24 protein-coding genes and 1 tRNA gene are annotated in these 24744 nt (G+C 61.8%); 10 read left to right on the top strand and 15 right to left on the bottom strand.

All coding sequences use genetic code 11. The features are described 5' to 3' along the window. Positions 1 to 21: 21 nt before the first annotated feature. The gene (locus B9Z43_RS07890) at positions 22 to 3237 is read right to left on the bottom strand and encodes an efflux RND transporter permease subunit (protein WP_108324298.1); all 3216 of its coding nucleotides are present in this window, start codon (positions 3235 to 3237) and stop codon (positions 22 to 24) included. Positions 3238 to 3249: 12 nt separating this feature from the next. Then, positions 3250 to 4308, bottom strand: a complete 1059-nt coding sequence (locus B9Z43_RS07895) for an efflux RND transporter periplasmic adaptor subunit (RefSeq protein WP_108324299.1) — start codon at positions 4306 to 4308, stop codon at positions 3250 to 3252. A 138-nt stretch (positions 4309 to 4446) separates the two neighbouring features. Between B9Z43_RS07895 and B9Z43_RS07900 the strand changes: the two genes are divergently transcribed. The 3 genes from B9Z43_RS07900 to B9Z43_RS07910 all read left to right on the top strand — a co-directional run bounded on the left by B9Z43_RS07900 (position 4447) and on the right by B9Z43_RS07910 (position 5587). Further along, positions 4447 to 4785: a metalloregulator ArsR/SmtB family transcription factor gene (locus tag B9Z43_RS07900; protein ID WP_108324671.1), complete on the top strand. Its 339-nt coding sequence runs from the start codon at positions 4447 to 4449 to the stop codon at positions 4783 to 4785. Between the two features lie 153 nt (positions 4786 to 4938). Beyond that, positions 4939 to 5014: transfer RNA gene (locus tag B9Z43_RS07905), tRNA-Lys, on the top strand. Positions 5015 to 5140: 126 nt separating this feature from the next. After that, positions 5141 to 5587: an HIT family protein gene (locus B9Z43_RS07910; RefSeq protein WP_108324300.1), complete on the top strand. Its 447-nt coding sequence runs from the start codon at positions 5141 to 5143 to the stop codon at positions 5585 to 5587. Between the two features lie 54 nt (positions 5588 to 5641). Here the strand turns inward: B9Z43_RS07910 and B9Z43_RS07915 are convergent, their stop codons facing one another. Then, a complete protein-coding gene (locus tag B9Z43_RS07915) occupies positions 5642 to 7276 on the bottom strand; it encodes an iron ABC transporter permease (protein WP_108324301.1) in 1635 nt (544 codons plus the stop codon). 163 nt (positions 7277 to 7439) lie between these two features. On the opposite strand from B9Z43_RS07915, the gene B9Z43_RS07920 reads away from it, so the two are divergent. Next, positions 7440 to 8600, top strand: a complete 1161-nt coding sequence (locus B9Z43_RS07920) for an ABC transporter ATP-binding protein (protein ID WP_108324302.1) — start codon at positions 7440 to 7442, stop codon at positions 8598 to 8600. A gap of 58 nt (positions 8601 to 8658) precedes the next feature. On the opposite strand, the gene B9Z43_RS07925 is transcribed toward B9Z43_RS07920, so the two are convergent. From B9Z43_RS07925 to B9Z43_RS07955, 7 genes are all read right to left on the bottom strand, one after another. Continuing rightward, complete coding sequence (locus tag B9Z43_RS07925; RefSeq protein ID WP_108324303.1) at positions 8659 to 9033, bottom strand: DUF805 domain-containing protein; 375 nt, start codon at positions 9031 to 9033, stop codon at positions 8659 to 8661. Positions 9034 to 9170: 137 nt separating this feature from the next. Beyond that, positions 9171 to 9911 carry a 1-acyl-sn-glycerol-3-phosphate acyltransferase gene (locus B9Z43_RS07930; RefSeq protein WP_108324304.1) on the bottom strand — a complete coding sequence of 247 codons (741 nt, stop codon included), beginning with the start codon at positions 9909 to 9911 and terminating at the stop codon, positions 9171 to 9173. 30 nt (positions 9912 to 9941) lie between these two features. Beyond that, a complete protein-coding gene (locus B9Z43_RS07935) occupies positions 9942 to 11234 on the bottom strand; it encodes a dihydroorotase (protein ID WP_108324305.1) in 1293 nt (430 codons plus the stop codon). A 10-nt stretch (positions 11235 to 11244) separates the two neighbouring features. Then, positions 11245 to 12210 carry an aspartate carbamoyltransferase catalytic subunit gene (locus B9Z43_RS07940; RefSeq protein WP_108324306.1) on the bottom strand — a complete coding sequence of 322 codons (966 nt, stop codon included), beginning with the start codon at positions 12208 to 12210 and terminating at the stop codon, positions 11245 to 11247. Positions 12211 to 12226: 16 nt separating this feature from the next. Next, entirely contained in the window at positions 12227 to 12727 is a 501-nt protein-coding gene (pyrR, locus tag B9Z43_RS07945; protein ID WP_108324307.1) for a bifunctional pyr operon transcriptional regulator/uracil phosphoribosyltransferase PyrR, read from the bottom strand. Continuing rightward, positions 12724 to 13137, bottom strand: a complete 414-nt coding sequence (gene ruvX, locus B9Z43_RS07950) for a Holliday junction resolvase RuvX (RefSeq protein ID WP_108324308.1) — start codon at positions 13135 to 13137, stop codon at positions 12724 to 12726. The genes pyrR and ruvX overlap by 4 nt, the downstream gene beginning before the upstream one ends. Continuing rightward, positions 13134 to 13733 carry a YqgE/AlgH family protein gene (locus B9Z43_RS07955; protein ID WP_108324309.1) on the bottom strand — a complete coding sequence of 200 codons (600 nt, stop codon included), beginning with the start codon at positions 13731 to 13733 and terminating at the stop codon, positions 13134 to 13136. Before B9Z43_RS07955 ends, ruvX begins: the two co-directional genes overlap by 4 nt. A gap of 74 nt (positions 13734 to 13807) precedes the next feature. Between B9Z43_RS07955 and B9Z43_RS07960 the strand changes: the two genes are divergently transcribed. Beyond that, complete coding sequence (locus tag B9Z43_RS07960; RefSeq protein ID WP_108324310.1) at positions 13808 to 15283, top strand: deoxyribodipyrimidine photo-lyase; 1476 nt, start codon at positions 13808 to 13810, stop codon at positions 15281 to 15283. A 127-nt stretch (positions 15284 to 15410) separates the two neighbouring features. On the opposite strand, the gene B9Z43_RS07965 is transcribed toward B9Z43_RS07960, so the two are convergent. Continuing rightward, positions 15411 to 15581 carry a rubredoxin gene (locus tag B9Z43_RS07965; protein ID WP_019427587.1) on the bottom strand — a complete coding sequence of 57 codons (171 nt, stop codon included), beginning with the start codon at positions 15579 to 15581 and terminating at the stop codon, positions 15411 to 15413. 103 nt (positions 15582 to 15684) lie between these two features. Here B9Z43_RS07965 and B9Z43_RS07970 point away from each other — a divergent pair, with 103 nt between their 5' ends. Genes B9Z43_RS07970 through B9Z43_RS07980 form a run of 3 tightly spaced genes read left to right on the top strand, consistent with a single transcriptional unit; the run spans position 15685 to position 18412 of the window. After that, complete coding sequence (locus B9Z43_RS07970; protein ID WP_108324311.1) at positions 15685 to 16635, top strand: bifunctional hydroxymethylpyrimidine kinase/phosphomethylpyrimidine kinase; 951 nt, start codon at positions 15685 to 15687, stop codon at positions 16633 to 16635. 15 nt (positions 16636 to 16650) lie between these two features. Then, positions 16651 to 17946 (top strand): glutamate-1-semialdehyde 2,1-aminomutase, encoded by a 1296-nt coding sequence (gene hemL / locus B9Z43_RS07975; RefSeq protein WP_108324312.1) that lies wholly within the window; start codon positions 16651 to 16653, stop codon positions 17944 to 17946. 4 nt (positions 17947 to 17950) lie between these two features. Continuing rightward, on the top strand, positions 17951 to 18412 hold the full coding sequence (locus tag B9Z43_RS07980; RefSeq protein ID WP_108324313.1) for a hypothetical protein: 462 nt from the start codon (positions 17951 to 17953) through the stop codon (positions 18410 to 18412). A gap of 20 nt (positions 18413 to 18432) precedes the next feature. Here B9Z43_RS07980 and B9Z43_RS07985 read toward each other — a convergent pair whose 3' ends face one another. After that, a complete protein-coding gene (locus tag B9Z43_RS07985) occupies positions 18433 to 18903 on the bottom strand; it encodes a MarR family winged helix-turn-helix transcriptional regulator (protein ID WP_108324314.1) in 471 nt (156 codons plus the stop codon). 79 nt (positions 18904 to 18982) lie between these two features. Here B9Z43_RS07985 and B9Z43_RS07990 point away from each other — a divergent pair, with 79 nt between their 5' ends. After that, positions 18983 to 19966 carry a tripartite tricarboxylate transporter substrate binding protein gene (locus B9Z43_RS07990; RefSeq protein WP_108324315.1) on the top strand — a complete coding sequence of 328 codons (984 nt, stop codon included), beginning with the start codon at positions 18983 to 18985 and terminating at the stop codon, positions 19964 to 19966. Between the two features lie 25 nt (positions 19967 to 19991). On the opposite strand, the gene B9Z43_RS07995 is transcribed toward B9Z43_RS07990, so the two are convergent. Continuing rightward, positions 19992 to 21179 carry an FAD-dependent monooxygenase gene (locus B9Z43_RS07995; protein ID WP_108324316.1) on the bottom strand — a complete coding sequence of 396 codons (1188 nt, stop codon included), beginning with the start codon at positions 21177 to 21179 and terminating at the stop codon, positions 19992 to 19994. 138 nt (positions 21180 to 21317) lie between these two features. On the opposite strand from B9Z43_RS07995, the gene B9Z43_RS08000 reads away from it, so the two are divergent. Continuing rightward, entirely contained in the window at positions 21318 to 21641 is a 324-nt protein-coding gene (locus tag B9Z43_RS08000) for a DUF6172 family protein (RefSeq protein ID WP_108324317.1), read from the top strand. Between the two features lie 182 nt (positions 21642 to 21823). Here B9Z43_RS08000 and B9Z43_RS08005 read toward each other — a convergent pair whose 3' ends face one another. Together B9Z43_RS08005 and purH are read right to left on the bottom strand one after the other, a co-directional pair. Beyond that, complete coding sequence (locus tag B9Z43_RS08005) at positions 21824 to 23062, bottom strand: DEAD/DEAH box helicase (protein ID WP_108324673.1); 1239 nt, start codon at positions 23060 to 23062, stop codon at positions 21824 to 21826. 23 nt (positions 23063 to 23085) lie between these two features. Beyond that, positions 23086 to 24699 carry a bifunctional phosphoribosylaminoimidazolecarboxamide formyltransferase/IMP cyclohydrolase gene (purH, locus tag B9Z43_RS08010; protein WP_108324318.1) on the bottom strand — a complete coding sequence of 538 codons (1614 nt, stop codon included), beginning with the start codon at positions 24697 to 24699 and terminating at the stop codon, positions 23086 to 23088. Positions 24700 to 24744: the final 45 nt, after the last annotated feature.

Raw genomic sequence — 24744 nt, forward strand, 5'->3', positions numbered from 1 at the left:
CCAAAAGTTTCAAGTTAAAAATCAGACCGCTTCGTACTGGCGGCGGTAAGCCGTGTAGTAAAGCGTGGGGATCACGACCAAGGTCAAGATGGTCGAGACAAAGATGCCAAAGATCAGCGAGATGGCCAGACCGTTGAAGATCGGGTCATCGAGGATGAAGAAGGCGCCCAGCATGGCCGCGCAGCCCGTGAGCATGATGGGCTGGGCACGGGTGATGGCCGACTGCACGATGGCCTGCTTGAAGGGCATGCCCTCTTTGACTTGCAGGTTGATGAAGTCCACCAGCAAGATAGAGTTGCGCACGATGATGCCGGCCAGCGCGATCATGCCGATCATGCTGGTGGCCGTGTACTGCGACTGCAGCAGCGCATGCCCAGGCATCACGCCGATGATGGTCAGCGGGATGGGGGCCATGATGATCAGCGGCGTGAGGTACGAGCCAAACTGCGCCACCACCAACAAATAAATCAGCACCAGGCCCACCGCATAAGCCGCACCCATGTCGCGGAAGGTCTCGTAAGTGATCTGCCACTCGCCGTCCCACTTAAGGGCGTAGCCGCGCCAAGCGTCAGACGGCTGGCTGATGAAGTACTCATTCAGGGCCGCACCATCGGGTGCCTGGATTTTCTGAATGTCGCTGCGCATCTTGAACATGCCATACAGCGGACTGTCCAGCTTGCCCGCCATATCAGCGGTCACAAAGTTCACCGGCAACAGGTCCTTGTGGATCACGGGCTGCTCGCGCTCGCTGTCGGTCACCGTGACCAGCTCGCGGATCGGCACCAATTTGCCCGAAGCCCCACGCACGGTGAGTTGGAGCAAGGCCGACAAATCGCCATGCCGCTCGGCGGGCAGCTGAATCAAAGCCGCAGCCGGGTACTTGCTGCCGTCGTGCAAATAGGTGGTGGCCTCTCCCGCCAGGCCAGCACGCAAGGTGGTCACGATCGCCTGCTGGGGAATGCCCTGGGCCGCGGCCTTGCGGCGGTCCACCAGCAGCAGCTTGCGCGGTGCGGCGGCAATGCTGCTGTCGTCCACATCCACCACGTTGTCGGTCTTCTCAAAGATCGCCCGCACGGCCTTGGCCACGCGGCGGCGGCCTTCGGCGTCAGGCCCATAAATCTCAGCCACGATGGGCGCCAGCACCGGCGGGCCAGGCGGCATCTCGACCACTTTGACGTTGGCACCGAAGCGCTGGCCAATGGCCTGCAACTCGGGGCGCAAACGGGTGGCGATCACATGGCTTTTGTCCGAGCGGTGACTCTTGTCCACCAGCTTGACCTGCATGTCGCCCACCTCACCGCCAGCGCGCAGGTAGTACTGACGCACCAAGCCGTTGAAATTGATCGGCGACGAGGTGCCTGCGTACGCTTGGTAGTCGGTCACCTCGGGCTGCTGCGCCAAATGGGCACCCAGCTCGCGCATGACAGCGGCGGTTTCTTCCACAGGTGTGCCAACAGGCATGTCGACCACCACCTGAAACTCCGACTTGTTGTCGAAGGGCAGCATCTTGAGCAGCACCAAACCCGTTGCAGGCAGCACCAAAGACAAGGCAATCAAACCCGCAATACCCAGACCCAGCAGCTTGCGGTTGCGCGCGCCCTGCTCCTTGTGCAACAAGGGCTCGAACATCCGCTCAAACAAGGGGCCCAACTTCGCAGCCAAGCCCGTGGGCGCGGCATGCGCATCTGCCGCATGCGAGGGTTTCATCCAGATGCGGGCCAACCAGGGCGTGACCACAAAGGCGATGGCCAGCGACAACAACATGCCCATGCTGGCATTGATCGGGATCGGGCTCATGTAGGGGCCCATCAAACCGCTCACAAAGGCCATGGGCAAGAGCGCGGCGATCACGGTCATCGTGGCCAAAATGGTCGGGCCGCCGACCTCGTCGACCGCACCGGGAATGATCTCGGCCAGCGTCTTGCCCGGAAACAGCTGCTGGTGGCGGTGGATGTTTTCCACCACCACAATCGCATCGTCCACCAAAATGCCAATGGAAAAAATCAGCGCAAACAGCGACACGCGGTTGAGCGTGAAGCCCCATGCCCAGGAGGCGAACAGCGTCACCGTGAGCGTCAAGATCACGGCCGTGCCCACAATCGCCGCTTCGCGCTTGCCCAGTGCGATGAACACCAGCGCCACCACCGCTGCCGTGGCAAACAGCAGTTTCTGAATCAGCTTTTGCGCCTTGTCGTTGGCCGTGGCGCCGTAATTGCGGGTTTCGGCCACTTCCACCTCGGCCGGGATCACCGTGCCGCGCAGCGCCGCCACGCGGTCCATCACGGCGTTGGCCACGTCGATGGCGTTTTCGCCGGCCTTTTTGGTGATGGTCAATGTCACAGCAGGGTACTCACCCCCACCGGCTTCTTTGCCCAAGCCGTGCATCACATAACGCGTGGCAGGCAAAGGGCCCTCTTCGACTTTGGCCACGTCCTTCAAAAACACCGGACGGCCGCCTTGCACGGCCACCACGAGGTCAGCCACATCACTGGCTTGCGAGAGGAATGGCCCGGCCTCGATGCTCACGCTCTTGTTGCCCGCGATCAACTCGCCGACAGGCAAACCCATGTTGGCCGACTGCAATGCCATGCGCAGGTCTTGCACCGTGACGCCAAATCCGGACATGCGCTGTGGGTCGATCTGCACCAGCACGGCACGGTCCGGGCCACCCAAGGTCTGCACATCTTGTGTGCCTTTGACGCGCTTGAGGTCGGCCTCCATGCTGTGCGCCACGCGCTCCAAGTTGTAGGCACTGGCGCCCTCGCTCTTGCTGAACAAGGTCAAGGTCACGATGGGCACATCGTCCACCCCCTTGGGCTTGATCAGTGGGTCCATCACGCCCAGGCCCTTGGGCAGCCAGTCCGCGTTGTCGCGGATCGTGTCGTGCAAGCGCACCAGCGCTTCGGTGCGCGGCACGCCCACCTTGAACTGCACCGTCAGCACCGCCACGCCCGGGCGAGACATCGACATGACGTGTTCAACGCCCGCGATTTTGGACAAGACCTGCTCGGCCGGGATGGCCACCATCTGCTCCACATCTCGCACGGCCGCGCCGGGGAAAGGCACCAGCACATTGGCCATGGTCACGTTGATCTGGGGCTCTTCTTCACGCGGCGTCACAAACACCGCAAAGATGCCCAACAGCAAAGCCACCAGCGCCAGCAGCGGGGTGATTTGTGCGCTTTGGAACAGGGCCGCAATGCGTCCGGAAATGCTCAAATTCTTTGGCTCGTTCATATCGGGCCCCTGTCAGCGCACAGCGCCAGCCAACTGCGGTTCGGCAGCGACTTTGTCTTCCTTGCGAAGACCGCTCAAGACCTCCACCCGGTCGCCCGAGGTTTGGCCCAAACGCACCTGGCGCAAGCTGGGCTTGCCCTGAGCATCCAGCACATACACACCCGTCATTTCTGCGCGGCGCACGATGGCATTCACTGGCAAGAAGAGCCGCTCAGGACCGGCCTTGCTCACCGCCACGCCCGGCAACCACACGCGGGCAAACATGCCTGGCGCCAAGCCTTCCACGCCGACAGGCAAACTCAGCCGGATCTGACCGGTGTGTGTGACCGGATCGACGGCGGGCAGGACCTGAATTTGTAGCGGCAGTTGAGGCGTGCTGTATGCGGCCAGGCCCGGTAATTCATAACGGACGGCTTTGGGCTGTGCATGGGCCGCGACCAACAAGGCCTGTGGTACAGCCGCTGTCACACGCAATGCAGAAGGGTCATACACGGTCAGCAGGGGCTTGCCCGGCATGGCCATGTCGCCCAAGGTCACGGACACGTCGCTGACCACACCGCCATAAGGCGCATTCAGCACAAAAAAGCCGGACTGGGTTTGCGCCGCTTGGTTGTTTGCCTGCAATGCTTTCACCTGCGCCCGGGCCGCATCCCACTGCGCCTGTGCGCGGTCAAAAGCGGCCTGACTGATGTATTGCTTGCTCAGCAGCTGCTTTTGACGCTCCAGCTCTTTGCTGGCCACGGCCAGATTGGCCTGCGCAGCCTCGACCTGTGCGCTGGCACCGATCACATTTTGCTGAGCTGCCCGGGCATCGATGCGCAAGAGCTCCTGTCCGGCCTTGACCCGGTCACCGGCTTTCACGTGCAAGGCCACGACAGCGCCAGCCACCTGTGTGGACAAGATGGTTTGACGCACCGCTTCCACCACGCCGTCCAAGCTGCTGTCGGCCTGCGACAGGCCTGCGCCTTGCACTGCGATCGCTTTCAGCGGCTGACCATCAGCAGCCCAGACAGCCCCTTGCGACAACAAGGTTGCCAATGTGGCCAGGGTCAACAGGGAGTTGCGCTTCATCGTCTTGTCCTTTGTTACTTAGCTTTACGCTTATTTAACTGATTGATTAATTATCTAATGATACAATGAAAAAAGCAACCTGCCAGGAACCTCGCGATGAAAAAAGTCTCCCCCCCAGATCAGCCAGACTGCAAGCCCATGATGCAGCTGCCCGAGGGTGCCCTGACAGAAGTCGCCGCCTACTTTCAGGTCTTGGCCGAGCCCACAAGGCTGCAGATCCTCAACCTCTTGCGAACGGGCGAGCGCAATGTAGGCGAGCTGGCCCAGATGTGCGGCTTCACCGCCGCCAACGTGTCACGCCACCTGGCCCTGATGACACAACAAGGTCTGGTTGAGCGGGAAAGCCGTGGCACCAGCGCTTTTTACAAAATCGCCGACCCGGCCATCTTTGCGCTGTGCGATCTGGTCTGCGGCAACATCACCCGCCAAATTGAACGCTCAGCCGCTCGCCGAGCCGCCTTCACCTCGCTGCCCTGAGGCCAGATTAAACCGACGCGACAACGGCTTCGGTGTGCTGCGCCACCGGAAGCAGGCCCCCGTTGGGCCATCCAGCTTGCCAAAGCCACTGAAAAATTTAAGCGCTGCCTCAGAAAAAGCCTGCTTGGCCCTTTAGAATCGACGGCTTCGTGTGGGACCATAGCTCAGTTGGTAGAGCAGCGGACTTTTAATCCGTTTGTCGTGGGTTCGACCCCCGCTGGTCCCACCACCGATACCAAAAAGCCACTGGATACGTTTGTACCCAGTGGCTTTTTTCTTGGGGCATCGCCAGCCCCAGGTCAGCCACGCGTGCAGAATCCTCCAGCACCCTACAGCCCAAGCACAGGAGCCAGCCATGCCGTTTTTTGTGGACACCTCAGCCCCCGGACAATGCATCTTCTGCCGCTTGGTCAGCCAAGAGATTCCGGCCGCCATCGTGTTCGAAGACGATCAAACACTGGCCTTCATGGACTTGGGACAGGTCAACCCGGGTCATGTGCTGGTGGCCAGCAAGCGCCATGCAGCCACACTGCTGGACTTGACGCCCGACGAAGCGGCCGCCGTGATGCGCACCGCACACCGGGTGGCGCAAGCGATTTCGGCCAGCTTTGACCCGCCCGGCCTGACCTTGCTGCAAGCCAATGGCAAAGAAGGCGAGCAAACCGTGTTCCATTTCCACATGCATGTGGTGCCGCGCCATGCCCATGATGGCATCGCGCTGACCTGGCCGCGCAAGGAGCCGCCCCGCGACGTGCTGCAAGCGCATGCGCAGCGTTTGATCCAAGCGCTGAAAGCCACCTGACCGGTCTCCACAAGTCACCCCGGGCAAAGACCCGGGATCCCTGCCCGCCCGTCTTCAACCCTGCGGCTGACGCAAGGTTCGGCTGAGCAAAATCACCGGGATCAAGCCCACCAGCACCAGCGCCAGCGAGGGCAAAGCCGCTTCGCCCAGGCGTTCATCGCGCGCCAGCTGGTAGGCCACCACGGCCAATGTGTCGCTGTTGAACGGCCGCAGCACCATGGTGGCGGGCAACTCTTTCATCACGTCCACAAACACCAGCAATGCGGCGGCCACCGTGGTGCGCTTGAGCAAAGGCACATGCACCCGGCGCAACAAGCCCCAGCCCGTCACGCCCAGCATGCGGGCCGAATCATCCAAGCTGGCCGGGATGCGGGCATAACCGCTTTGCACCGACTGCAAAGCCACCGCGCAAAAGCGCACCAAATAGGCCCACACCAAGCCCAAAGACGTGGCCGTGATCCAAGCCCCAGCCGACGATGCAGGCCAATTTTGCTGAATCCAACCTACGGGCAAGAGCAAGCCCACCACCACCACCGCACCGGGAATGGCATACCCCAATCCGACCAACTGGATCGCCGAACGGCTGATGCGGTCAGCCCGCGTGCGCACGCTGAAAGCCAGCGCCAGCGCCGCGCCCACGGCCAGCACAGCGGTCACTGCGCCCAGGCGCAAGCTGGTCAAGGCCCATTGCACAAAACGTTCCCAAGGCAGCTCGGTGGACTCCCCCAGCAAAGCCCGCAGCATGATGAGCACCGGCAACACAAAGCCCAGCAAGACCGGCAAGGTGCACACCGTCCAGGCCAGCAGACGGCGCCAACCAACCAGCCGCACAGGCTGCGCCTCGGCCGAGCCCTGACGACCGCCGCGCCCTTGGTTGAAACGCATGCGCTTTTGGGCGCGTTGCTCCAGCTGCAACAAAACCACCACCACCGCCAACAGCACCGTGGCCAACTGGGCTGCCGCGATGCGGTTGTCCATCGAGAGCCAAGCTTTGTAGATGCCCGCCGTGAAGGTCTGGATGCCAAAGTAGCTGGACACCCCAAAGTCGGCCAGCGTCTCCATGAGGGCCAAGGCCACGCCGGCCGCCACCGCAGGCCGCGCCAGCGGCAACGCAATCTCGCGGATGCGGCGGGACAGTGGCGCACCCAGCAAGCGGGCCGCTTCCATCAAACCAGCGGCGCGCTCCACCAGCGCAGTGCGGGCCAGCAAATAGACATACGGGTACAGCGCCAACGTGAACACCAGCGCCGCACCCCAGACGCTGCGCACGTCGGGCCACAAACGACCTTGCAGCCCCAAGCCTTCGCGCAAGGCCACTTGCAAAGGGCCGCTGAACTGCAAAAAGTCGGTGTACGCGTAGGCCACCACATAAGCGGGCATGGCCAGTGGCAAGAGCAGCAGCCATTCAAAAATGCCGCGCCCCGGAAAATCAAACAGCGTGACCAGCGCCGCCGTGGCCAGGCCCAGGACCGTCACGCCCACCGCCACCATCAGGCACAGGCCCAGCGTGGTCAGCGCGTAATCGGGCAGCACCGTGCGGCCCATTTCCAACAAGATGTCTGCGCTTTGGGGGCTCCACTGCAACCAAGAGCCGAGCACGGTCAACACCGGCAAGGCCAAAGCCAGTGCCAGCAAGGCGTAAAGCAAGGAAAGAATGCCCGATGAACGGCGCGCCAAAGTTCGCAACATATCGCAAGGATTGTAGAAGGCGTTCACCGACGAGAACTTGTCACCTCGGGCGAAGACCCGGGGTCCATCTCCGCTTCAACCATGGATCCCGGATCCAGTCCGGGATGACCGATGACTGAATGCCTCAGCCCGGGGGGGACTCAACCTCCCTACAATCAAGACCATGTTTCTCGAGCTCAGCCAACTGGACATCCAATACCCTGGTCGCAACACGCCTGCCGTGCAGGGCGTGAACTTGGGTCTGCGCGCGGGTGAAATTGGTGTGCTGATCGGGCCCTCGGGCTGCGGCAAGACGACTTTGCTGCGCGCTGTGGCGGGTCTGGAGCCGGTCTCAGGCGGCAAGATCTTATTGTCCCAACGCGTGGTCAGCGAGCCGGGCCACACCGTGCCCGCCGAGCAACGCCGAATCGGCATGGTGTTCCAGGACTACGCGCTGTTCCCCCACATGGATGTCGGGCGCAATGTGGGCTTTGGCATTGAGCACCTGCCCAAAGCCGAGCGCGCACGGCGCGTGGCCGAGGTGCTGACCTTGGTCGGCCTCGAAGGCGCTGAAAAGCGCTTTCCGCACGAACTGTCGGGCGGCCAACAACAGCGCGTGGCCCTGGCACGCGCCTTGGCACCCCAGCCCGATTTGCTCTTGCTCGACGAGCCGTTTTCCAACCTCGACATCGACCTGCGTGAACGCCTGGCGCAAGAGGTGCGCAACATCCTCAAGGCGGCCAAAGCCACGGCGCTGCTGGTCACACACGACCAGCTTGAGGCCTTTGCCATCGGCGATGTGATCGGCGTGATGAACGAAGGCCGGCTGCACCAATGGGACGACGCCTACAGCCTGTACCACCGCCCGGCCACCCGCTTTGTGGCCGACTTCATTGGCCACGGCGTTTTCACCCCGGCCACGCTGCGCGAGGTCAACGGCCAAGTGGTGGTCGACACCCCGGTGGGCGAGTTGACCGATATGGCCGAATGCCCCCTGCCCTGCGCGTTTGAAGGGGGTCAGTGCGATGTGCTGCTGCGCGCCGACGACATCGTGCACGACGACGATGCACCTGTGAAAGCCGAGATCATCCGCAAGGCGTTTCGCGGATCAGAATTTTTGTACACCTTGCGCTTGGCCAGCGGCGACTTGCTGATGGCCCATGTGCCCAGCCACCACGACCACAAGCTGGGCGAGTGGATCGGCATACGCGCCGAGGTGGACCACGTCGTCACCTTCAACCGCGCCTGCCCGGTGAACCACCGCGAGTTGTGCCAGATGCCTTGCGCCAAGGCCGAGTCTTGCGAGCACACCGCGCCGCAATACCAGCCCATCAAGCTGGTTTAAGCCTGACGGCATGACAGCTCGGCGGCCGTAACCGCCGATTTCGACAGCTCAAGTCTTCTCAGAAATGCCCGACTTCTTTCGGGTTCGGGCCATAGGCGTTCGCGCCCGCATGTCCGTTGAGGGCCAACCAATAGATCAAGACCAGGATGCCCAAGACCGGGACAAAAGCCAACAACTGCCACCAGCCCGACTTACCGATGCCGTGCAAGCGGCGCGTGGCCACCGAGATGGACGGCAAGAGGAAAACCAAACCGGCCAGCCCAGTCAACAAGCCCATGCCACCGAACGATTGCGTCCAACCCATCGCGTGATCGACCATGAACAAAGCCCACTCGATCAGAATTTCAAACAACACAAAATACCAAAACTCAGACCGCTGAGAACGGCCGGAAAACACGGCGTAGCGACTCAAGGCCAAAAAAAACCACTTCATTGTCTCTCCATAAAAATAAACAAAAGTAGTTAATTTTAAAGTCTCGAAATGTGGTGCCGATTTGTTGTTGTAACAAATCATGCAAGGGCCAACAGCCTGCGCTGCACAGGGCACAAGACAGGCCATGACAAGCCGAACTAGGATGCGTCGCGCAAGCGGATGATGTCTTGTCTCAGGTCTTGCGCCCAAGCGCGGCGATCGCGGCCGTTGGCGGTTTGGACTTCGCCAAAATGCACCACGGCCATGATGCGCGATGCGGTCAAGGTGCGCCACATGGAGCCGATCAGTGTGTCATCTCCGATGTAGCACGGGGCATAGCTGGGCTCGCCAGAATCGGCATCGATGAACTTGAGTGACATCGGCTGCACCGGGGCATCGGCCTGAATGGCTGACTGGATCAGGTTGGCGTGAAAGGGCAGCAAGTCTCGGCCATCGCTGGTGGTGCCTTCGGGGAATACGGCCACCACGTCGCCCTCCTTCATCGCATCGGCCATGTCCTTGACCATGCGCAGCGCGTCTTTGCGGCTGTTGCGCTCGATGAACAAGGTCGAAGAGCCGGTGGCCAACATGCCAATCAAGGGCCAGTCTCGGATGTCGGACTTGGCCACAAAGCGGCAATGCCGTGCTGCATGAATGACCGAGATGTCCAGCCAGGAAATGTGGTTGGCCACCATCAGCGCAGGGCCGTTCAAGACCGGTTGCCCAAGCACCTTCAGGTGGATGTCCCACAGCGCCAGAAACTGCAAGGACCAGGCCTGAACGCGCATTTCCCGCTGCTCAACGCTGAGCTGCGGAAAGTGCGCATGAATCCACCACATGCCCACGACCACGTGCCACAGGCCGCGCAAGAGTTTCCAAATCGCACGCAAGGATTTCATGCACAAGTGCTGGTCAACCCAGGTTCGAGGTCAAGCCTCGAACGCCACATGCCCACCGACCACTGTTGCGCGCACGCGGCCGGGCAACTCGTAGCCCGAAAACGGTGTGCTCTTGCCTTGGCTGCGCAAGACCTCGCCCGAAACCAGCCAGTGGCCCTCGTCCGACAACACGCACACATCGGCCACACCGCCAACGGCCAACTGACCCACCGAGTCCTGCAAGGTGCCCAGCGACGCGCCCAGCACACGGGCCGGCTCGGCCGTGATGCGCGATAACACTTGGGGCAAAGGCACGCCCGCGTCTTGACCCCACTTGAGGGCCAGACTCCAGAGCAGTTCCATGCCGGTGGCACCGGGCTCCGCCTCGGCAAAAGGCAAGGCCTTGGCGTCGGCATCGACCGGGGTGTGGTCCGACACCAGCGCGTCGAGCGTGCCATCGGCCAGGCCTACACGCAACGCATCGCGGTCGCGTTGTTGGCGCAGCACGGGCGTGAGGCGCGCACGGCTGTCAAAGTAGCCCATGTCGGCATCGGTCAAGTGCAGCGAGTTGATGCTCACATCGGCCGTGACCGGCAGGCCCTCGGCCTTGGCCTGACGCACCAGATCCACACCCTGGGCGCTGCTGATGCGGCACAGGTGCACGCGGGCACGGGTACTGCGCACCAGCTCAAAAATCGTGTGCAGGGCAATCGTCTCGGCGGCCACCGACACGCCCGACAAACCCATGCGTGTGGCCAACGGGCCACTGGCTGCCACGCCTTTGCCCAGGTGCAGCTCTTGCGGACGCAGCCAGACCGTGAAGCCAAAAGTGCTGGCGTATTGCAGGGCGCGTTGCAGCACCTGCGTGCTGGGGATCGGCACCTCGGCCTGAGAAAAACCCACACAACCTGCGGCCGTGAGCTGACCCATTTCGGTCAGCACATCGCCTTTCAGGCCGACCGTCAATGCGCCCAAAGGCAGCACACGGGCCTGGTGCAATTTTTCGGCACGGTAGCGCAGCATCTCGACCAAGCCGGGCTCGTCCAGCACCGGGTCTGTGTCGGGCGAGCAGACCAAGCTGGTCACCCCACCGGCCACGGCAGCGGCCATTTCGCTTTCCAGCATGCCCGCGTGTTCCTGGCCGGGCTCACGCAAGCGTGCCGCCAGGTCCACCAGTCCGGGCGCCACGATGCAGCCCTTGGCGTCGATCACGCGCTTGGGGGTGAAGTCAGCAGGCACTTGGCCCATGGCCACAATGCGGCCTGCCGCAATGGCCAGGTCCACTTTTTGGTCAAAGCCGCTGGCGGGGTCGATGACGCGGCCGTTTTGTATCAGGATCTTCATGTTCTTGTCCTTATGCCTCGTTGCCCGCGACGATGCTCATCACCGCCATGCGCACGGCGATGCCGAAGGTCACCTGAGGCAAGATCACGCTTTGCTGGCCGTCGACCACGGCCGAGTCGATTTCGACGCCGCGGTTGATCGGGCCGGGATGCATGACGATGGCGTCGGGCTTGGCCAGTTGCAGTTTCTCCGGCGTGAGGCCAAAGCTCTCGAAGTATTCCTGGCTGGAGGGCAGCAACGCGCCACTCATGCGCTCGTTTTGCAGGCGCAGCATGATGACCACGTCGCAGCCCTTGATGCCCTCTTCGAGATTGTTGAACACGCGCACGCCCATCTGGGCCATATCGGCAGGCACCAAAGTCTTGGGGCCGACCACGCGCACTTCGGCGCAACCCAAGGTGGTGAGGGCATGAATATCCGAGCGCGCCACCCGCGAGTGCAGCACATCTCCCACGATGGCCACGGTGAGGTTGGCAAAGTCTTTTTTGTAGTGCCGGATGGTGTACATGTCCAGCAGCGCTTGCGTGGGGTGGGCGTGGCGCCCGTCACCCGCGTTGACCACGTGCACATGGGGGGCAACGTGTTGCGCAATCAGATAGGGCGCGCCGGATTCGCTGTGGCGCACCACAAAAATGTCGGCAGCCATGGCGCTCAGGTTGGCGATGGTGTCGAGCAGCGATTCGCCTTTGCTGGCCGAAGAGCGGGCGATGTCGAGCGTGTAGACGTCGGCCGAGAGGCGCGTGGCCGCGATGTCAAAAGTGGTGCGGGTGCGGGTGCTGTTTTCAAAGAACAGGTTGAACACGCTCTTGCCGCGCAAGAGAGGCACCTTTTTGACTTCGCGGTCGTTGACGCTGACAAAACTCGATGCGGTGTCGAGGATGTGCGTGAGGATGTCCTTGGACAAGCCTTCGGTGGAGAGCAGGTGGATCAGCTCGCCGTTCTTGTTGAGTTGGGGGTTGTTGCGTTTGTAGAGCATCTTGTTCTCACCTCGATCAGGCTTTGTTCTCCACGTCAAAACTGAAATTGCCCGCCGCGTCGCGGGCCAGCGCCAGCGATTGCGTCTCGGGCAAAGTCACGCGGGCAGCGGCGTAGTCGGCCTGCACCGGCAGCTGACGCCCGCCGCGATCGACCAGCACCGCCAGCTGCACACGGGCGGGGCGACCGTAGTCAAAAATCTCGTTGAGCACTGCACGGATGGTGCGGCCGGTGTAGAGCACATCGTCGAGCACCAGGATGTCGGCGCCGTCCACCTCGAAGGGCAGGCTGGTCTGGCCACCTGCCGACAGGCCACGCTGGGCATAGTCGTCGCGGTGCATGACCGAAGACACCTGGCCCGACTCGCCGGGCAAGCCCAAGTCGCGCTGCAATCGTTCGGCCAGCCAGGCGCCGCCTGAGGTGATGCCGACCAGGCGGGTGTTGGCCTGGCACAAGCTGCGCACACTGCGCAACAGCTCCAGGTACAAGGCCTCGGCGTTCAGGGCCAATGCGCTCATGGAAGGCTCCTCAAAAATTGGTCAAGAATGATGGCGGCTGCCGCGGCATCGGCATCTTTGGCGCCATAGGAATGGGCTTCGGTGGTGGTGTAACGCTCGTCCACCTCGTACACCGACAGGCCAAAACGGCCGCGCAACTGGCGACCGAACTTGCGGGCTCGCAAGGTGTTTTCGTGTTCGCCGCCGTCGGGGTGGGTCGGCACGCCGATCACCAGCGCGTCGGGCTGCCACTCTTTGATGCGTTTGGCGATGTGCTCAAAACGGGCATCGCCCTCGGCGGCAATCGTGCCTTGCGGGGTGGCGGTTTTCATGAAGCGGTTGCCCACGGCCACGCCGGTGCGCTTGAGGCCGTAGTCAAAGGCCAAAAAACTTTGTTGCGATGCCGGGACAGTGACGGGCGTATCGCTCATGCATGCCCCGCTTCTGGCGAGAGCATCCAGCTTTTCAGGCCGAGTAAGTCCAGGGCGCGGTCATAGCGCTCGGCCATGGGCACATCGAAGATCACTTCCTCCGAGGCGGGCACGGTCAGCCAGGTGTTTTCGGCCAACTCCGATTCGAGCTGCCCTTCACCCCAGGACGAATAGCCCAAGGTCACCAACACGCGGCGCGGGCCTGCGCCTGAGGACAAGGCTTCGAGCACATCGCGCGAAGTGGTCATCTCCAGACCTCCGGGCACAGCAAGGGTGGAGGCGTAAATCGAGCCGCCGTCTTCCTGAGGTTTTTCCATGCGGATCGGGTCGTGCAGCACAAAGCCGCGCTCGGTCTGCACCGGGCCGCCTTGCGAGACCGGGCTTTGCATCAGGTCTTCACGGCGCAGGGGCAAGTCCACCTTGTCGAACAGGTGGCGCATGCTGATGTCGGCGGGTTTGTTGATGATCAGGCCCATGGCACCGCGTGGGCTGTGTTCGCACATGTACACCACGCTGCGGGCAAAAGTCTCGTCCTCCAACCCGGGCATGGCGATCAGGAAATGATGCTTGAGGTCAATGGAGGCACAATCGGTCATGCGCTGATTTTAACGGCCCTGCCCCCGAGGAATGGCCAGCCAGCGCACTTATTGATCCAACCAGGCGGCCTCTCATGGAAACCACATTTTCGAGCGGCTTGGTCTGGCTGCGGCGCGACCTGCGCGTGGCCGACCACGCTGCGCTGTACCACGCGCTCAAACACTGCCAACGGGTGCATGTGGCCTTTGTGTTTGACACCGCCATCCTGGACAAACTGCCCCGCGCGGACCGCCGCGTCGAGTTCATCCGCGAATCGCTGGTGGAGGTCGATGAACAGCTGCGCCAATTGGCCGGGCACCCGCAGGCCGGCCTGATCGTGCGGCACGGCGTGGCACAAGACAAAATCCCCAAGCTGGCCCATCACCTGCAGGTGCAAGCGGTGTTTGCCAACCACGACGACGAGCCCGATGCGCTGGCGCGCGACATCCAGGTGCGCGGGCACCTGGCGGACCACGGCATCGTGCTGCACACCTACAAAGACCATGTGATTTTTGAGCGCAACGAGGTGCTGACCCAGATGGGCAAGCCATTTGCCGTGTTCACCCCCTACAAAAACGCTTGGCTCAAGAAAGTCACCCCCGATGACCTGCAGGCCTACCCGGTCGAACAGTACGCCCATCACCTGGCCCCGCGCCCGGACAACCTGGCCCAGCCTGTGCCCGCCTTGCAGGATCTCGATTTCGAGGCCACCAACCTGAAGGCCCTGAAAATCCCGACGGGGGAATCCGGCGGTCAGGCTTTGCTCAGCGATTTTTTGACCCGCATCGACCAATACGAAGACACGCGCAACTTCCCAGCGGTCAAAGGCCCCAGCTACCTGAGCGTGCATCTGCGCTTTGGCACCGTATCGATCCGCCAACTGGCCCGCGAGGCCCATGCCCGCATGGCGGCGGGCAGTGCGGGCGCAGCGGTGTGGCTGTCCGAATTGATCTGGCGCGACTTTTATGTGCAGGTGATGCACAACTTTGCGCAGGTGGGCCATGGCCAGAGTTTCAAGCCCGAATACGACACCATCCAATGGGAGCACGGCACGCATGCCCACAAGTTGTTTGACGCCTGGTGCGAAGCCCGCACCGGCTACCCGCTGGTGGACGCGGCCATGCGCCAGCTGAACCAGACCGGCTACATGCACAACCGCCTGCGCATGGTGGTGGCGAGTTTTCTGGTCAAGGATTTGGGCATCGACTGGCGCTGGGGCGAACGCTACTTTGCAGAGCACCTGAACGACTTCGATTGGTCGGCCAACAACGGCGGCTGGCAGTGGGCCAGCTCCAGCGGATGCGATGCACAGCCCTACTTCCGCATCTTCAACCCGATCAGCCAAAGCGAGAAGTTTGACCCCGAGGGCAAGTTCATCCGCCGCTACGTGCCCGAGCTCACACAGTTGCCCTCGGCAGCGCTGCACGCGCCCTGGCTGGCCAAGCCGCTGGAGTTGCAAACTGCCGAGGTGGTGATCGGAAAGACCTACCCGGCACCGATCGTGGACCACGCCGAAGCCCGCGAAAAAACGCTGGCGCGCTATGCGGTGGTCAAGAAAAAAGCCGCGTGATCAGGCGGCTTGTCTGACTTGATGCTTGTCATGGCGAGGCGCGCAGCGACGTAGCCATCCAGCTGCTGCGCTTGTTCACACATTGGATCGCCACGCTTCGCTCGCGATGACCCTCATCCCTGAGCGATCAGATCGCCACCATCTCGAAATCTTCTTTGCGGGCCGCGCATTCGGGGCAAGTCCAGTTCATGGGCACGTCTTCCCATTTGGTGCCGGGCGCAATGCCATGCTCGGGGTCGCCCTCGGCTTCGTCGTAAATCCAGCCGCAAATCAGGCACATCCAGGTTTTGTGTTCCATCACAGTGTCGCAATCAGAGAGTCGAATAGAATGAATTGGATTGTATCGGGCCGCATCGCAGGCCCGGCTGAAGACCTTCTGAAGCCCACTGCCATTCGCTTTTATGACCGATCACAACCCCAAATCTCCTACCCCCGACAACGATGCACCGGATGCCGAAGAATCGGCCGGTCTGGCCTGCATCCTGTCGTTCAACGCCAACGACCCCAGCGGCGCGGGGGGCCTGACCTGTGACGCCACGGCCATGGCCTCGGTCGGCGCGCATTGCCTGCCGGTGTGCACTGGCGCCTATGTGCGCGACACCAGCAACATCACCGACTTTTACCCGCTGGACGAAGAAGCCGTGGACGATCAGGCCCGCACCGTGGCCGAAGACATGCCGGTGCAGGTCATCAAGGTCGGCTTTGTGGGCACCCCTGAAAACCTGGCCGCGATTGCCGAGCTGGCCGACGATTACGACGGTGTGCCAGTCGTCGCCTACATGCCCAACCTGTCCTGGTGGGAAGACCAAAAGATCGACGCATATCTGGACGCCTTCCGTGAATTGCTGCTGCCCCAAACCAGCGTGCTGGTGGGCCACCACAGCACCTTGCGCCGCTGGCTGCTGCCCGACTGGACGGGCGAGCGCAACCCCGGTCCACGCGACATTGCCAAAGCGGCCGCAGAGCTGGGCGTGCCGTTCACATTGGTGACCGGCCTGCCCTTGCCTGAACAACACATCGACAACGCGCTGGCCTCGCCCGAGACGGTGATCAGCCACGAGAAGTTTGAGCGCATCGAAGCGGTGTTTGCAGGCGCTGGCGACACGCTGACGGCCGCACTGGCGGCGCTGCTGGCCACCGGCATGGATCTGCCCGAAGCCACCAGCGAAGCGCTGCACTACCTGGACCGTTGCCTGGACGAAGGCTTTCGCCCTGGCATGGGCCAGGTCATTCCGGACCGCCTGTTCTGGGCGCTGCCCGAAGGCGAAGAAACCGACGAGGACGATGAAGACCCTGATGCCCACCCCGGCGCGGATTACTTCGAAGTGCCTTTCAACGAAACCAAACACTGATTCAGGAGACCGAACATGACCGACCGCAACCAAGAACTGTTTGACCGCGCCGCCCAAGTGATCCCCGGTGGCGTGAACTCGCCTGTGCGCGCCTTCCGCGCCGTGGGCGGCACACCCCGCTTTGTGCAACGTGCGCAAGGCGCTTATTTTTGGGATGCCAACGGTCAGAAATACATCGACTACATCGGCTCCTGGGGCCCCATGATCCTGGGCCACGGCAACCCGGTGGTGCTCGAAGCGGTGCAAAAAGCCGCGCTCGATGGCTTTTCGTTTGGCGCACCCACCGAGCGCGAGATTGAGCTGGCCGAAGAAATTTTGAAGCACGTGCCCTCGATGGAAATGGTGCGCCTGGTCAGCTCGGGCACCGAAGCGGGCATGAGCGCGCTGCGCCTGGCACGCGGCGCCACAGGCCGCAACAAGTTCATCAAGTTCGAAGGCTGCTACCACGGCCACGCCGATGCGCTGCTGGTCAAAGCCGGCTCGGGCTTGGCCACCTTTGGCAACCCCACCAGCGCGGGTGTGCCGCCCGAGGTGGTGCGTGACACGCTGGTGCTGGAGTACAACAACATCGAGCAACTCGAAGAAGCCTTCAAGTTGCACGGCAAGGAACTGGCCTGCGTGATGATCGAGCCCATCGCGGGCAACATGAACTTTGTGCGCGCTTCCGTGCCCTTCATGAAGCGCTGCCGCGAGCTGTGCACCGAACACGGCGCGCTGTTTGTGTTTGACGAAGTGATGTCTGGATTCCGTGTGGCGCTCGGTTCTGCCCAAAGCGTTTACGCCCAATTGATCCCTGGCTTCAAACCTGACATGACGGTATTGGGCAAGGTCATTGGCGGCGGCATGCCCCTGGCGGCCTTTGGTGGTCCGCGCGAAATCATGCGCCAGTTGGCGCCCACCGGCCCGGTCTACCAAGCAGGCACCCTGAGTGGCAACCCCGTGGCCACGGCTTGCGGTTTGGCCACGCTGCGTGAAATTGCCAAGCCTGGCTTCTTTGACGCTTTGAGCGCCCGCACCCAAAGTCTGGTCGATGGCCTCAAAGGTGCTGCCGCTGAAGCTGGTGTGCCTTTTGCCGCCGATTGCCAGGGCGGCATGTTTGGCTTCTTCTTGTTGCCTGAGTTGCCACAAAACTACGCCAAGGTCATGACCAGCGACAGCCCCAAGTTCAACAAGTTATTCCACGGTCTGCTGGACCGTGGTGTGTACATCGCGCCTGCGCTGTACGAAGCCGGTTTTGTGAGCGCAGCCCACACCGACGCCGACATCGCCGAGACCGTGCGGGTGGCCAGCGAGGTGTTCAAAACACTTTGATCAAATGAAACGGCTGGCCTGCCTGATCTGCGCCGTTTCGGCCTTGGGCTCAGCCCGCGCCGACGTCGACGCCAGCCGCCTGTGGCTCAACGCAGGCTTTTATTCCGCCCACTTTGACACCGACAAAGGCCTGCGCAACGCCAACCCAGGCTTGGGCTTTGAATACCGCATCAGCGATGACTGGGGCGCCACAGCGGGACGCTTCATCAACAGCGACGACGCACGCTCCAGCTATATCGGGGTCTATTACCAGCCCTGGCGCTGGGGCACCATGAAGCTGGGCGTGGTCGCAGGGGCCTTCAACGGCTACCCCAAGGCCTTCAACGGCGGCTGGTTCCCTGCGGCCATCCCGGCAGCCAGCATCGAAAGCGGTCAATGGGGCCTGAACGTGGCGCTGGTGCCACCGCTCAAAGACCGGCTCTACGGCGCCCTGAGCTTTCAGCTGAAGTTTCGTTTTCAGGACTGAATGTCTTTGGCGAGTTCCGCTCAAGTTTGAGCCGACATCGGCACAAAACTGGCACGGGCCTCACCATCCAGTTGCGTGGTGAGTGTTTGCAGCAAAGCCATGAATTGCGCACGCTCGGCCGCACTGAAAGGACTCAGGAGCATGTCGTGCGCTTTTTGAACCGGCTCGTTCGCTTCCTGCAGCAAGCGCCGACCTGCGGCGGTCAAGCTCACGGACATCTGCCGACGGTTTTCTGATGAGATCGTGCGCTGGCAAAAACCCCGCTCTTCCAGACCCTTGAGGACCCTGAGCACCGTCACTTTGTCAAAAGCCAGAGCACGGGCCAAACTGGACTGGTCAATGCCTGCTTGTTCCTGAATGATGCACAACACCCCATATTGAGCGGGCGTGAGCGCAAGCTCAGCACAAGCACGCTCAAAGATCGAGGCCGATATTTGGTGCGCCCTGCGCAACAAAAAACCCGGACGTTGGTAAATGGTTTGTATGGGCATAGGGCAGGGATTCCCTGAATAAGCGAACGCGGTTGGATGGTGAATAATTGTTTGCATACTAACGCAAGGAGATCCCACGATGCCCTCATCTCGACGACACCTGTCCGCGCTTTTGGCCTCAGCCCTGGTGCTTTGGGGGTTGGCCCCCATCGCCTGGGCTCAAACCAACACAGGCACCGCACCACTGAAGTTGATCGTGCCCTTCACACCGGGCACAGGCATTGATTTGATTGCACGCACACTGGGGCCCAAACTGTCACAACGCCTGAACCGGCCCGTCGTGGTTGAAAACCGTGTCGGCGCATCCGGCAACATCGGCACCGAAGCCGTGGTGCGGGCCGCACCGGACGGTGCTACCTTGCTCGTGAGTGTCAACACTTTGGTGATGAACCGTGCGCTTTATCCCGGCATGAGTTTTGATCCTGTCAAAGACCTGGTGCCTGTCTCGCAAACCAGCTGGGGACAGCTGCTGCTGGTCACCCATCCGAAGTCGAACTACAAAACGGCCACTGAACTGGTAGAAGCCGCCCGCAAGCAACCAGGCCGCATCAATTACGCCTCGCCCGGTGTGGGGACACCGCACCATTTGTCGATGGAGCTTTTCAAGAGCACGGCAGGTGTGTTTCTGACCCACATTCCTTACCGAGGCACTGGCCCTGCGGTGACGGACTTGCTTGGGGGTCAAGTGGATGCCATGTTCTTGCCCATCCATGTGGCCTTGACGCATATCCGATCTGGGCGCCTGGTGGCACTGGGCATTGGCAGCGACAAACGCCACCCCCTGCTGCCCGAACTGCCTACCTTGGCCGAAGCCAAGGCGGGCGATGTGAATGTGGGCATGTGGTTTGGCGTCTTTGCGCCCAAGGGCACGCCAGCCGACATCGTCAACCTCTACAACAGCGAAATCAACCAGTTGCTCGGCAGCGAGGATGTGAAGAAAGCCTTTGTATCGCAAGGCATGGACCCCAGTGGCAGCACGGCCCAGGCTTTTGCACAACTGGTCGAGCGCGATGCCGAGCGTTGGGCCCGCGTGATCAAAGCCCAGGGCATCAAAGCCGATTGAGCCTGAAGTACCCAAGGACCTGGTGTCAACCCGCAGGGTTCATCAAATCCACATGCATCGGGTCGTAGGGGTACAACCAATTGTTGCGTGAAGCGGCGATGTTGCGGTCCTTGAAGGCTTGCTTCATCTGCTGCGCATCGGCGATGTGGTACAGGTCACCCATCTCGGTGGACTCCCTGACCACGCGTGCGGCACGCGGGGCCCGGTGGTTCTGGAACACCTGCAGGGCTTGCGCCAAGGGCATGTTCAGCTGCAAGGCGCGGCTGAGCACGGCGGCATCTTCAATGGCCATGGCTGCACCCTGGGCCATATAAGGCAAAGTCGGGTGCACCGCATCGCCCAGCAAAGCCACACGGTCGGTGCACCAATTCATGACGGGCTGACGGTTGTTCAGCGCCCAGCGGAAACACTGGTCGCGGTCTGCGTTTTCAATGGCGGCACGCACAATTGGGTGCCAGCCTGCGTAATCCTGGTCCAGCTCCTCCCAGGGCTTGCGCGAGGTCCAGGACTCTTCCTCCCAAGGCCGCTCCACACAGCCCACGAAGTTCAGCACCTGCCCCGAGCGCATGTAATACATGACTGCGTGGTTTTTGGGACCGCACCAAATGGATGAAACCATGGCGGGACGCAAGTCTGGCGCAATCCGCTCGATCGGGATGGCCAAGCGCCAGGCCACCTGCCCAGTGAACACGGGCGGCTCGGTGTCCACCACATGTTTGCGCACCACCGACTTGATGCCGTCCGAGCCGATCAGCAACTCCGCACGCGCGTGCCGACCGTCTTCAAAGAACACCTCGGCACCTTGACCGTCCTCTTGCACGCGGGCTGCGCGGTAGCCCAGCTGCAAAGCCTGTGGGTCAAGCTGGTGCACCACCTCCATCAAGGCCGCATGCAAATCGACCCGGTGCACTTGGTAGTAAGGGTGACCATGTCGCGCCTCATGGTCTTGCCCCAGTTTGATCTCGTGCAGCAGCTCGCCCGTGTCAAATCGGCGGAACTCGAACGCGCTCGGCTTGACCGACACCGACTCCAGCCGCTCTTTGAGCCCCAAGTGGTACAGCACCTTCACGGCGTTGGCGCTCATTTGCACCGCTGCGCCCACCTCGCTGACCTGCCCGGCTTGCTCATAGATGCGCACACGGTGTCCGTCACGCAGCAAACAAGCGGCGGCTGTCAAACCACCAATTCCGGCTCCGACGAGTGCAATGTCCATGGGTTGACCCTCAAAAAATCAATGGTTAGCATGCTACCATAGAAGCCCATCGAAAGAAGTGCCTAGGCAAACCGGCGATAATCCGCCCCTGCATTCACGTCCGGACCGGGCGCTTGCCTCCCCCATTTAGGACGACCGATGAAAAAGAATTTCCCCTTGCAAGCCGAAGGCAAGCACCCCGACCGCGTGCTCGAAGCCGTCAAGCACGAGATCCGCAAATACTTCAAGCGCGAACGCAACCGCGCTGTGCCCAAAGGCGCTGATTTTTGGGACTTCGATTGCAAAGTAGGCCTGACCGAAGACACCGCAGACATGGTGCGCGTGAGTGCGGTGATCGAAGCTGTGGACGCTGCCGCCAAGTCGGGCGCCGCTTCGGTGTATGTGGAGATTTTGAGCAAGCACGGCGTGCGGGTGATCAAGGCACAAGACACCGGTTCTGATCAAGAGCCCTCGGAAATCTGAGGGGGTTCGCTAGCGCACCTGAAGACGGTCATTGGCCCTGTTGAGGTCATCCCGGGCTTGACCCGGGATCCATCGAAGGCATGGACACTTGGATCCCGGGTCAAGCCCGGGATGACCCAAGGCAGAAAAAGCGCTTGCCCACTCGGGCCGCTGTTGAGGTCGGCCGATGGCCCAAACGCTGTTCAGTTTGGCCGATGGCCCAAAGCCGCTGCCCGCAACTTGTCTTTCTTGCTCGGGCGCTTGCCCTTGATGCCGCCATTGCCTTGGGGTGCTGGCGGTTCATCCACCGGCTCAAAGCCCGGCACCTGCTCCAGAGTCAATTCCAGGCTTTCCCGTTTACAGATCAGCTGCCAGTGCGCTTGCGCCTGGGCCGTCACAAAGCTCACCGCGTCGCCATGCGCGCCCGCACGGCCTGTGCGGCCGATGCGGTGGGTGTAATCGGTTGCCGAGCGTGGCAGGTCGTAGTTGACCACCACGGGCAGCATGGCGATGTCGATGCCGCGTGAGGCCAGATCGGTGGTGACCACCACGTCCCAACGCCCAGCCTTGAATTCGGCCAGCGTATCTTGCCTGGCGCCCTGACTCATCTCGCCATGGAACGGCGTGGCGTAGATGCCGGCCTTGTAAAGCTTGTTCGCCACATGCTCACAGGCGTAGCGCGTGGCGACAAACACCAGCACCTGCTTCCAACCGTTTTCGGCAATCAGGTGGCGCAGCAAGGCGGTGCGGCTTTTCTCGTCCACCGCAATGGCGCGCTGGGTGATGTCGGGCTTGTGACCGTCAAAGGCCTCCACCGTGATGCGCACAGGGTCATGCAGCAAATTGGCCGCCAGCGCTTCGACCTCGGGGGCGAAGGTGGCGGAGAACAACAAGGTCTGACGCTTGGCGGGCAGCAAGGCCAGCACGCGCTGCAGCTCGTCGGCAAAGCCCAAGTCCAGCAGGCGGTCGGCCTCGTCCAGCACCAGGTGCTGCACATTGGCCAAGTGCACCGCATTGTGGTCGACCAGATCGAGCAAGCGGCCGGGCGTGGCCACCACGATGTCGGCACCACCGCGCAAGCCCATCATCTGCGGGTTGATCGAGACACCGCCATAGACCACCGCCACCTTGAGCCCCGGCTGGTAAGCCAGGTGGGTGAGGATGTCGCCGACCTGCACCGCCAGCTCGCGCGTGGGCACCAGCACCAAGGTGCGGATGGGTCGGCGGAAGTTGGTTTGGCGTGGTTGCAGCAAATGCTGCTGCACCAAAGGCAAAGCAAAAGCCAGCGTCTTGCCCGAGCCGGTGGGCGCAGTGGCCCACACGTCGGCCGACTTCAGGACCGCAGGAATCGCCTCGGCCTGGATGGGGGTAGGGGCAAACAAGCCCATGTCACCCACGGCACGCAAGAGCGTGGGGGTCAAGCCGAGTTGGTCAAAGTTCAAAATGGTCCGATCAATGGCGCGAATCAATGGCGGAAGTGGCGCACGCCAGTGAACACCATCGCCACGCCGCGCTCGTTGGCCGCATCAATGACTTCCTGGTCGCGCATGGAGCCACCGGGCTGGGCCACGCAGGTGGCACCCGCGTCCACCACCACGTCGAGGCCGTCGCGGAAGGGGAAGAAGGCGTCGCTGGCCACCACGGTGTGCTGCAGGCTGAGCTTGGCGGCTTCGGCCTTGATGCTGGCGATGCGGGCTGAGTCGAGGCGGCTCATTTGGCCGGCGCCAACGCCCATGGTCATGCCGTTTTTGCAGAACACGATGGCGTTGGATTTGACGAACTTGGCCACTTTCCACGCGAACAGCAAGTCATTGAGTTCTTCGGGGGTGGGTTGTTTGACGGTGACGATCTTCAAGTCGGCCAAAGCCAACTCGTGGTTGTCGGCGCTTTGCAGCAAGAGGCCTGAGCCCACGCGCTTGGTTTCCAAAGCGTTGCGCACATCGCCGTAATTGGCAGGCAGCGCGATTTTCATCAAGCGCACGTTGACTTTGCTCTTGAACACTTCGAGCGCTTCGGCGCTGAAGTCAGGGGCCATCAGCACTTCAACGAATTGCTTGCTCACCGCCTCGGCTGCAGCTTTGTCCACAGGACGGTTGAAGGCGATGATGCCGCCGAAGGCGCTGGTGGGATCGGTTTGGAAAGCCTTGCTGTAGGCCTCAAGGGGGTTCGCGCCCACGGCCACGCCGCAGGGGTTGGCGTGTTTGACGATGACGCACGCTGCGGACTGTGAAGGGTCGCCGTTGGCTCCCGTGTCAAAGCTCTTCACACATTCCCAAGCCGCGTCGGCATCGGCGATGTTGTTGTAGCTGAGTTCTTTGCCTTGCAGCTGCACACCGGTGGCGAGCGAACCTGCCGCAGGTGCCAAGTCGCGGTACCAAGCGGCTTGCTGGTGGCTGTTTTCGCCGTAGCGCAGGTCTTGCACTTTGACGTATTGCTCGTTGAATTGGCCGCTGAATTGGGCGCGCTCGGGCACGTAGTCTTCGCTCAGCTTCTCGGCTTCAAAATTGACGCTCGACAGGTAGTTGCTGATCGCGCCGTCGTATTGGCTGATGCGGTTGAACGCGGCCACGGACAGGGCAAAGCGCAGCTTGTCGCTCAGCTTGCCGTTGGCTTTTAGCTCGGCGATCACATCCGCGTATTGGCTGGCGTCGGTGACGATGCCCACGTCTTTCCAGTTCTTGGCGGCAGAGCGCACCATGGCGGGGCCGCCGATGTCGATGTTCTCGATCGCGTCGGCCAGCGTGCAACCGGACTTGGCCACGGTGGCTTCAAACGGATACAAATTCACAATCAACAAATCAATCGTGTCGATGTTGTGGGCCTTCAAAGCCGCCATGTGCTCAGGTGTGTCACGGCGGGCCAGCAGTCCGCCATGCACTTTGGGGTGCAAGGTTTTCACACGGCCATCGAGCATTTCGGGGAAGCCTGTGACTTCGGCCACTTCGGTCACGGGCAAGCCTTGTTCGGCCAAGAGCTTGGCAGTGCCGCCGGTAGAGATCAGGCCTACGCCTAGGGCGTGCAGTTCTTTGGCCAGGTCGACGATGCCGGTTTTGTCAGAGACGGAGATGAGGGCTCTCATGGGGACTTTCTTCAAAATTTAAAAGGTATGCGGTAGGTGGCCGAG

Origin of the sequence: Limnohabitans sp. MMS-10A-192, from assembly GCF_003063335.1 — a bacterium.
GTDB lineage: Bacteria > Pseudomonadota > Gammaproteobacteria > Burkholderiales > Burkholderiaceae_C > Limnohabitans_A.

Excerpts from the sequence above, each read along its gene's own strand:
- B9Z43_RS07890 (WP_108324298.1), bottom strand. The coding sequence starts at position 3,237 with ATGAACGAGCCAAAGAATTTGAGCATTTCCGGACGCATTGCGGCCCTG.
- B9Z43_RS07895 (WP_108324299.1), bottom strand. The coding sequence starts at position 4,308 with ATGAAGCGCAACTCCCTGTTGACCCTGGCCACATTGGCAACCTTGTTG.
- B9Z43_RS07900 (WP_108324671.1), top strand. The coding sequence starts at position 4,447 with ATGATGCAGCTGCCCGAGGGTGCCCTGACAGAAGTCGCCGCCTACTTT.
- B9Z43_RS07910 (WP_108324300.1), top strand. The coding sequence starts at position 5,141 with ATGCCGTTTTTTGTGGACACCTCAGCCCCCGGACAATGCATCTTCTGC.
- B9Z43_RS07915 (WP_108324301.1), bottom strand. The coding sequence starts at position 7,276 with ATGTTGCGAACTTTGGCGCGCCGTTCATCGGGCATTCTTTCCTTGCTT.
- B9Z43_RS07920 (WP_108324302.1), top strand. The coding sequence starts at position 7,440 with ATGTTTCTCGAGCTCAGCCAACTGGACATCCAATACCCTGGTCGCAAC.
- B9Z43_RS07925 (WP_108324303.1), bottom strand. The coding sequence starts at position 9,033 with ATGAAGTGGTTTTTTTTGGCCTTGAGTCGCTACGCCGTGTTTTCCGGC.
- B9Z43_RS07930 (WP_108324304.1), bottom strand. The coding sequence starts at position 9,911 with ATGAAATCCTTGCGTGCGATTTGGAAACTCTTGCGCGGCCTGTGGCAC.
- B9Z43_RS07935 (WP_108324305.1), bottom strand. The coding sequence starts at position 11,234 with ATGAAGATCCTGATACAAAACGGCCGCGTCATCGACCCCGCCAGCGGC.
- B9Z43_RS07940 (WP_108324306.1), bottom strand. The coding sequence starts at position 12,210 with ATGCTCTACAAACGCAACAACCCCCAACTCAACAAGAACGGCGAGCTG.
- pyrR (WP_108324307.1), bottom strand. The coding sequence starts at position 12,727 with ATGAGCGCATTGGCCCTGAACGCCGAGGCCTTGTACCTGGAGCTGTTG.
- ruvX (WP_108324308.1), bottom strand. The coding sequence starts at position 13,137 with ATGAGCGATACGCCCGTCACTGTCCCGGCATCGCAACAAAGTTTTTTG.
- B9Z43_RS07955 (WP_108324309.1), bottom strand. The coding sequence starts at position 13,733 with ATGACCGATTGTGCCTCCATTGACCTCAAGCATCATTTCCTGATCGCC.
- B9Z43_RS07960 (WP_108324310.1), top strand. The coding sequence starts at position 13,808 with ATGGAAACCACATTTTCGAGCGGCTTGGTCTGGCTGCGGCGCGACCTG.
- B9Z43_RS07965 (WP_019427587.1), bottom strand. The coding sequence starts at position 15,581 with ATGGAACACAAAACCTGGATGTGCCTGATTTGCGGCTGGATTTACGAC.
- B9Z43_RS07970 (WP_108324311.1), top strand. The coding sequence starts at position 15,685 with ATGACCGATCACAACCCCAAATCTCCTACCCCCGACAACGATGCACCG.
- hemL (WP_108324312.1), top strand. The coding sequence starts at position 16,651 with ATGACCGACCGCAACCAAGAACTGTTTGACCGCGCCGCCCAAGTGATC.
- B9Z43_RS07980 (WP_108324313.1), top strand. The coding sequence starts at position 17,951 with ATGAAACGGCTGGCCTGCCTGATCTGCGCCGTTTCGGCCTTGGGCTCA.
- B9Z43_RS07985 (WP_108324314.1), bottom strand. The coding sequence starts at position 18,903 with ATGCCCATACAAACCATTTACCAACGTCCGGGTTTTTTGTTGCGCAGG.
- B9Z43_RS07990 (WP_108324315.1), top strand. The coding sequence starts at position 18,983 with ATGCCCTCATCTCGACGACACCTGTCCGCGCTTTTGGCCTCAGCCCTG.
- B9Z43_RS07995 (WP_108324316.1), bottom strand. The coding sequence starts at position 21,179 with ATGGACATTGCACTCGTCGGAGCCGGAATTGGTGGTTTGACAGCCGCC.
- B9Z43_RS08000 (WP_108324317.1), top strand. The coding sequence starts at position 21,318 with ATGAAAAAGAATTTCCCCTTGCAAGCCGAAGGCAAGCACCCCGACCGC.
- purH (WP_108324318.1), bottom strand. The coding sequence starts at position 24,699 with ATGAGAGCCCTCATCTCCGTCTCTGACAAAACCGGCATCGTCGACCTG.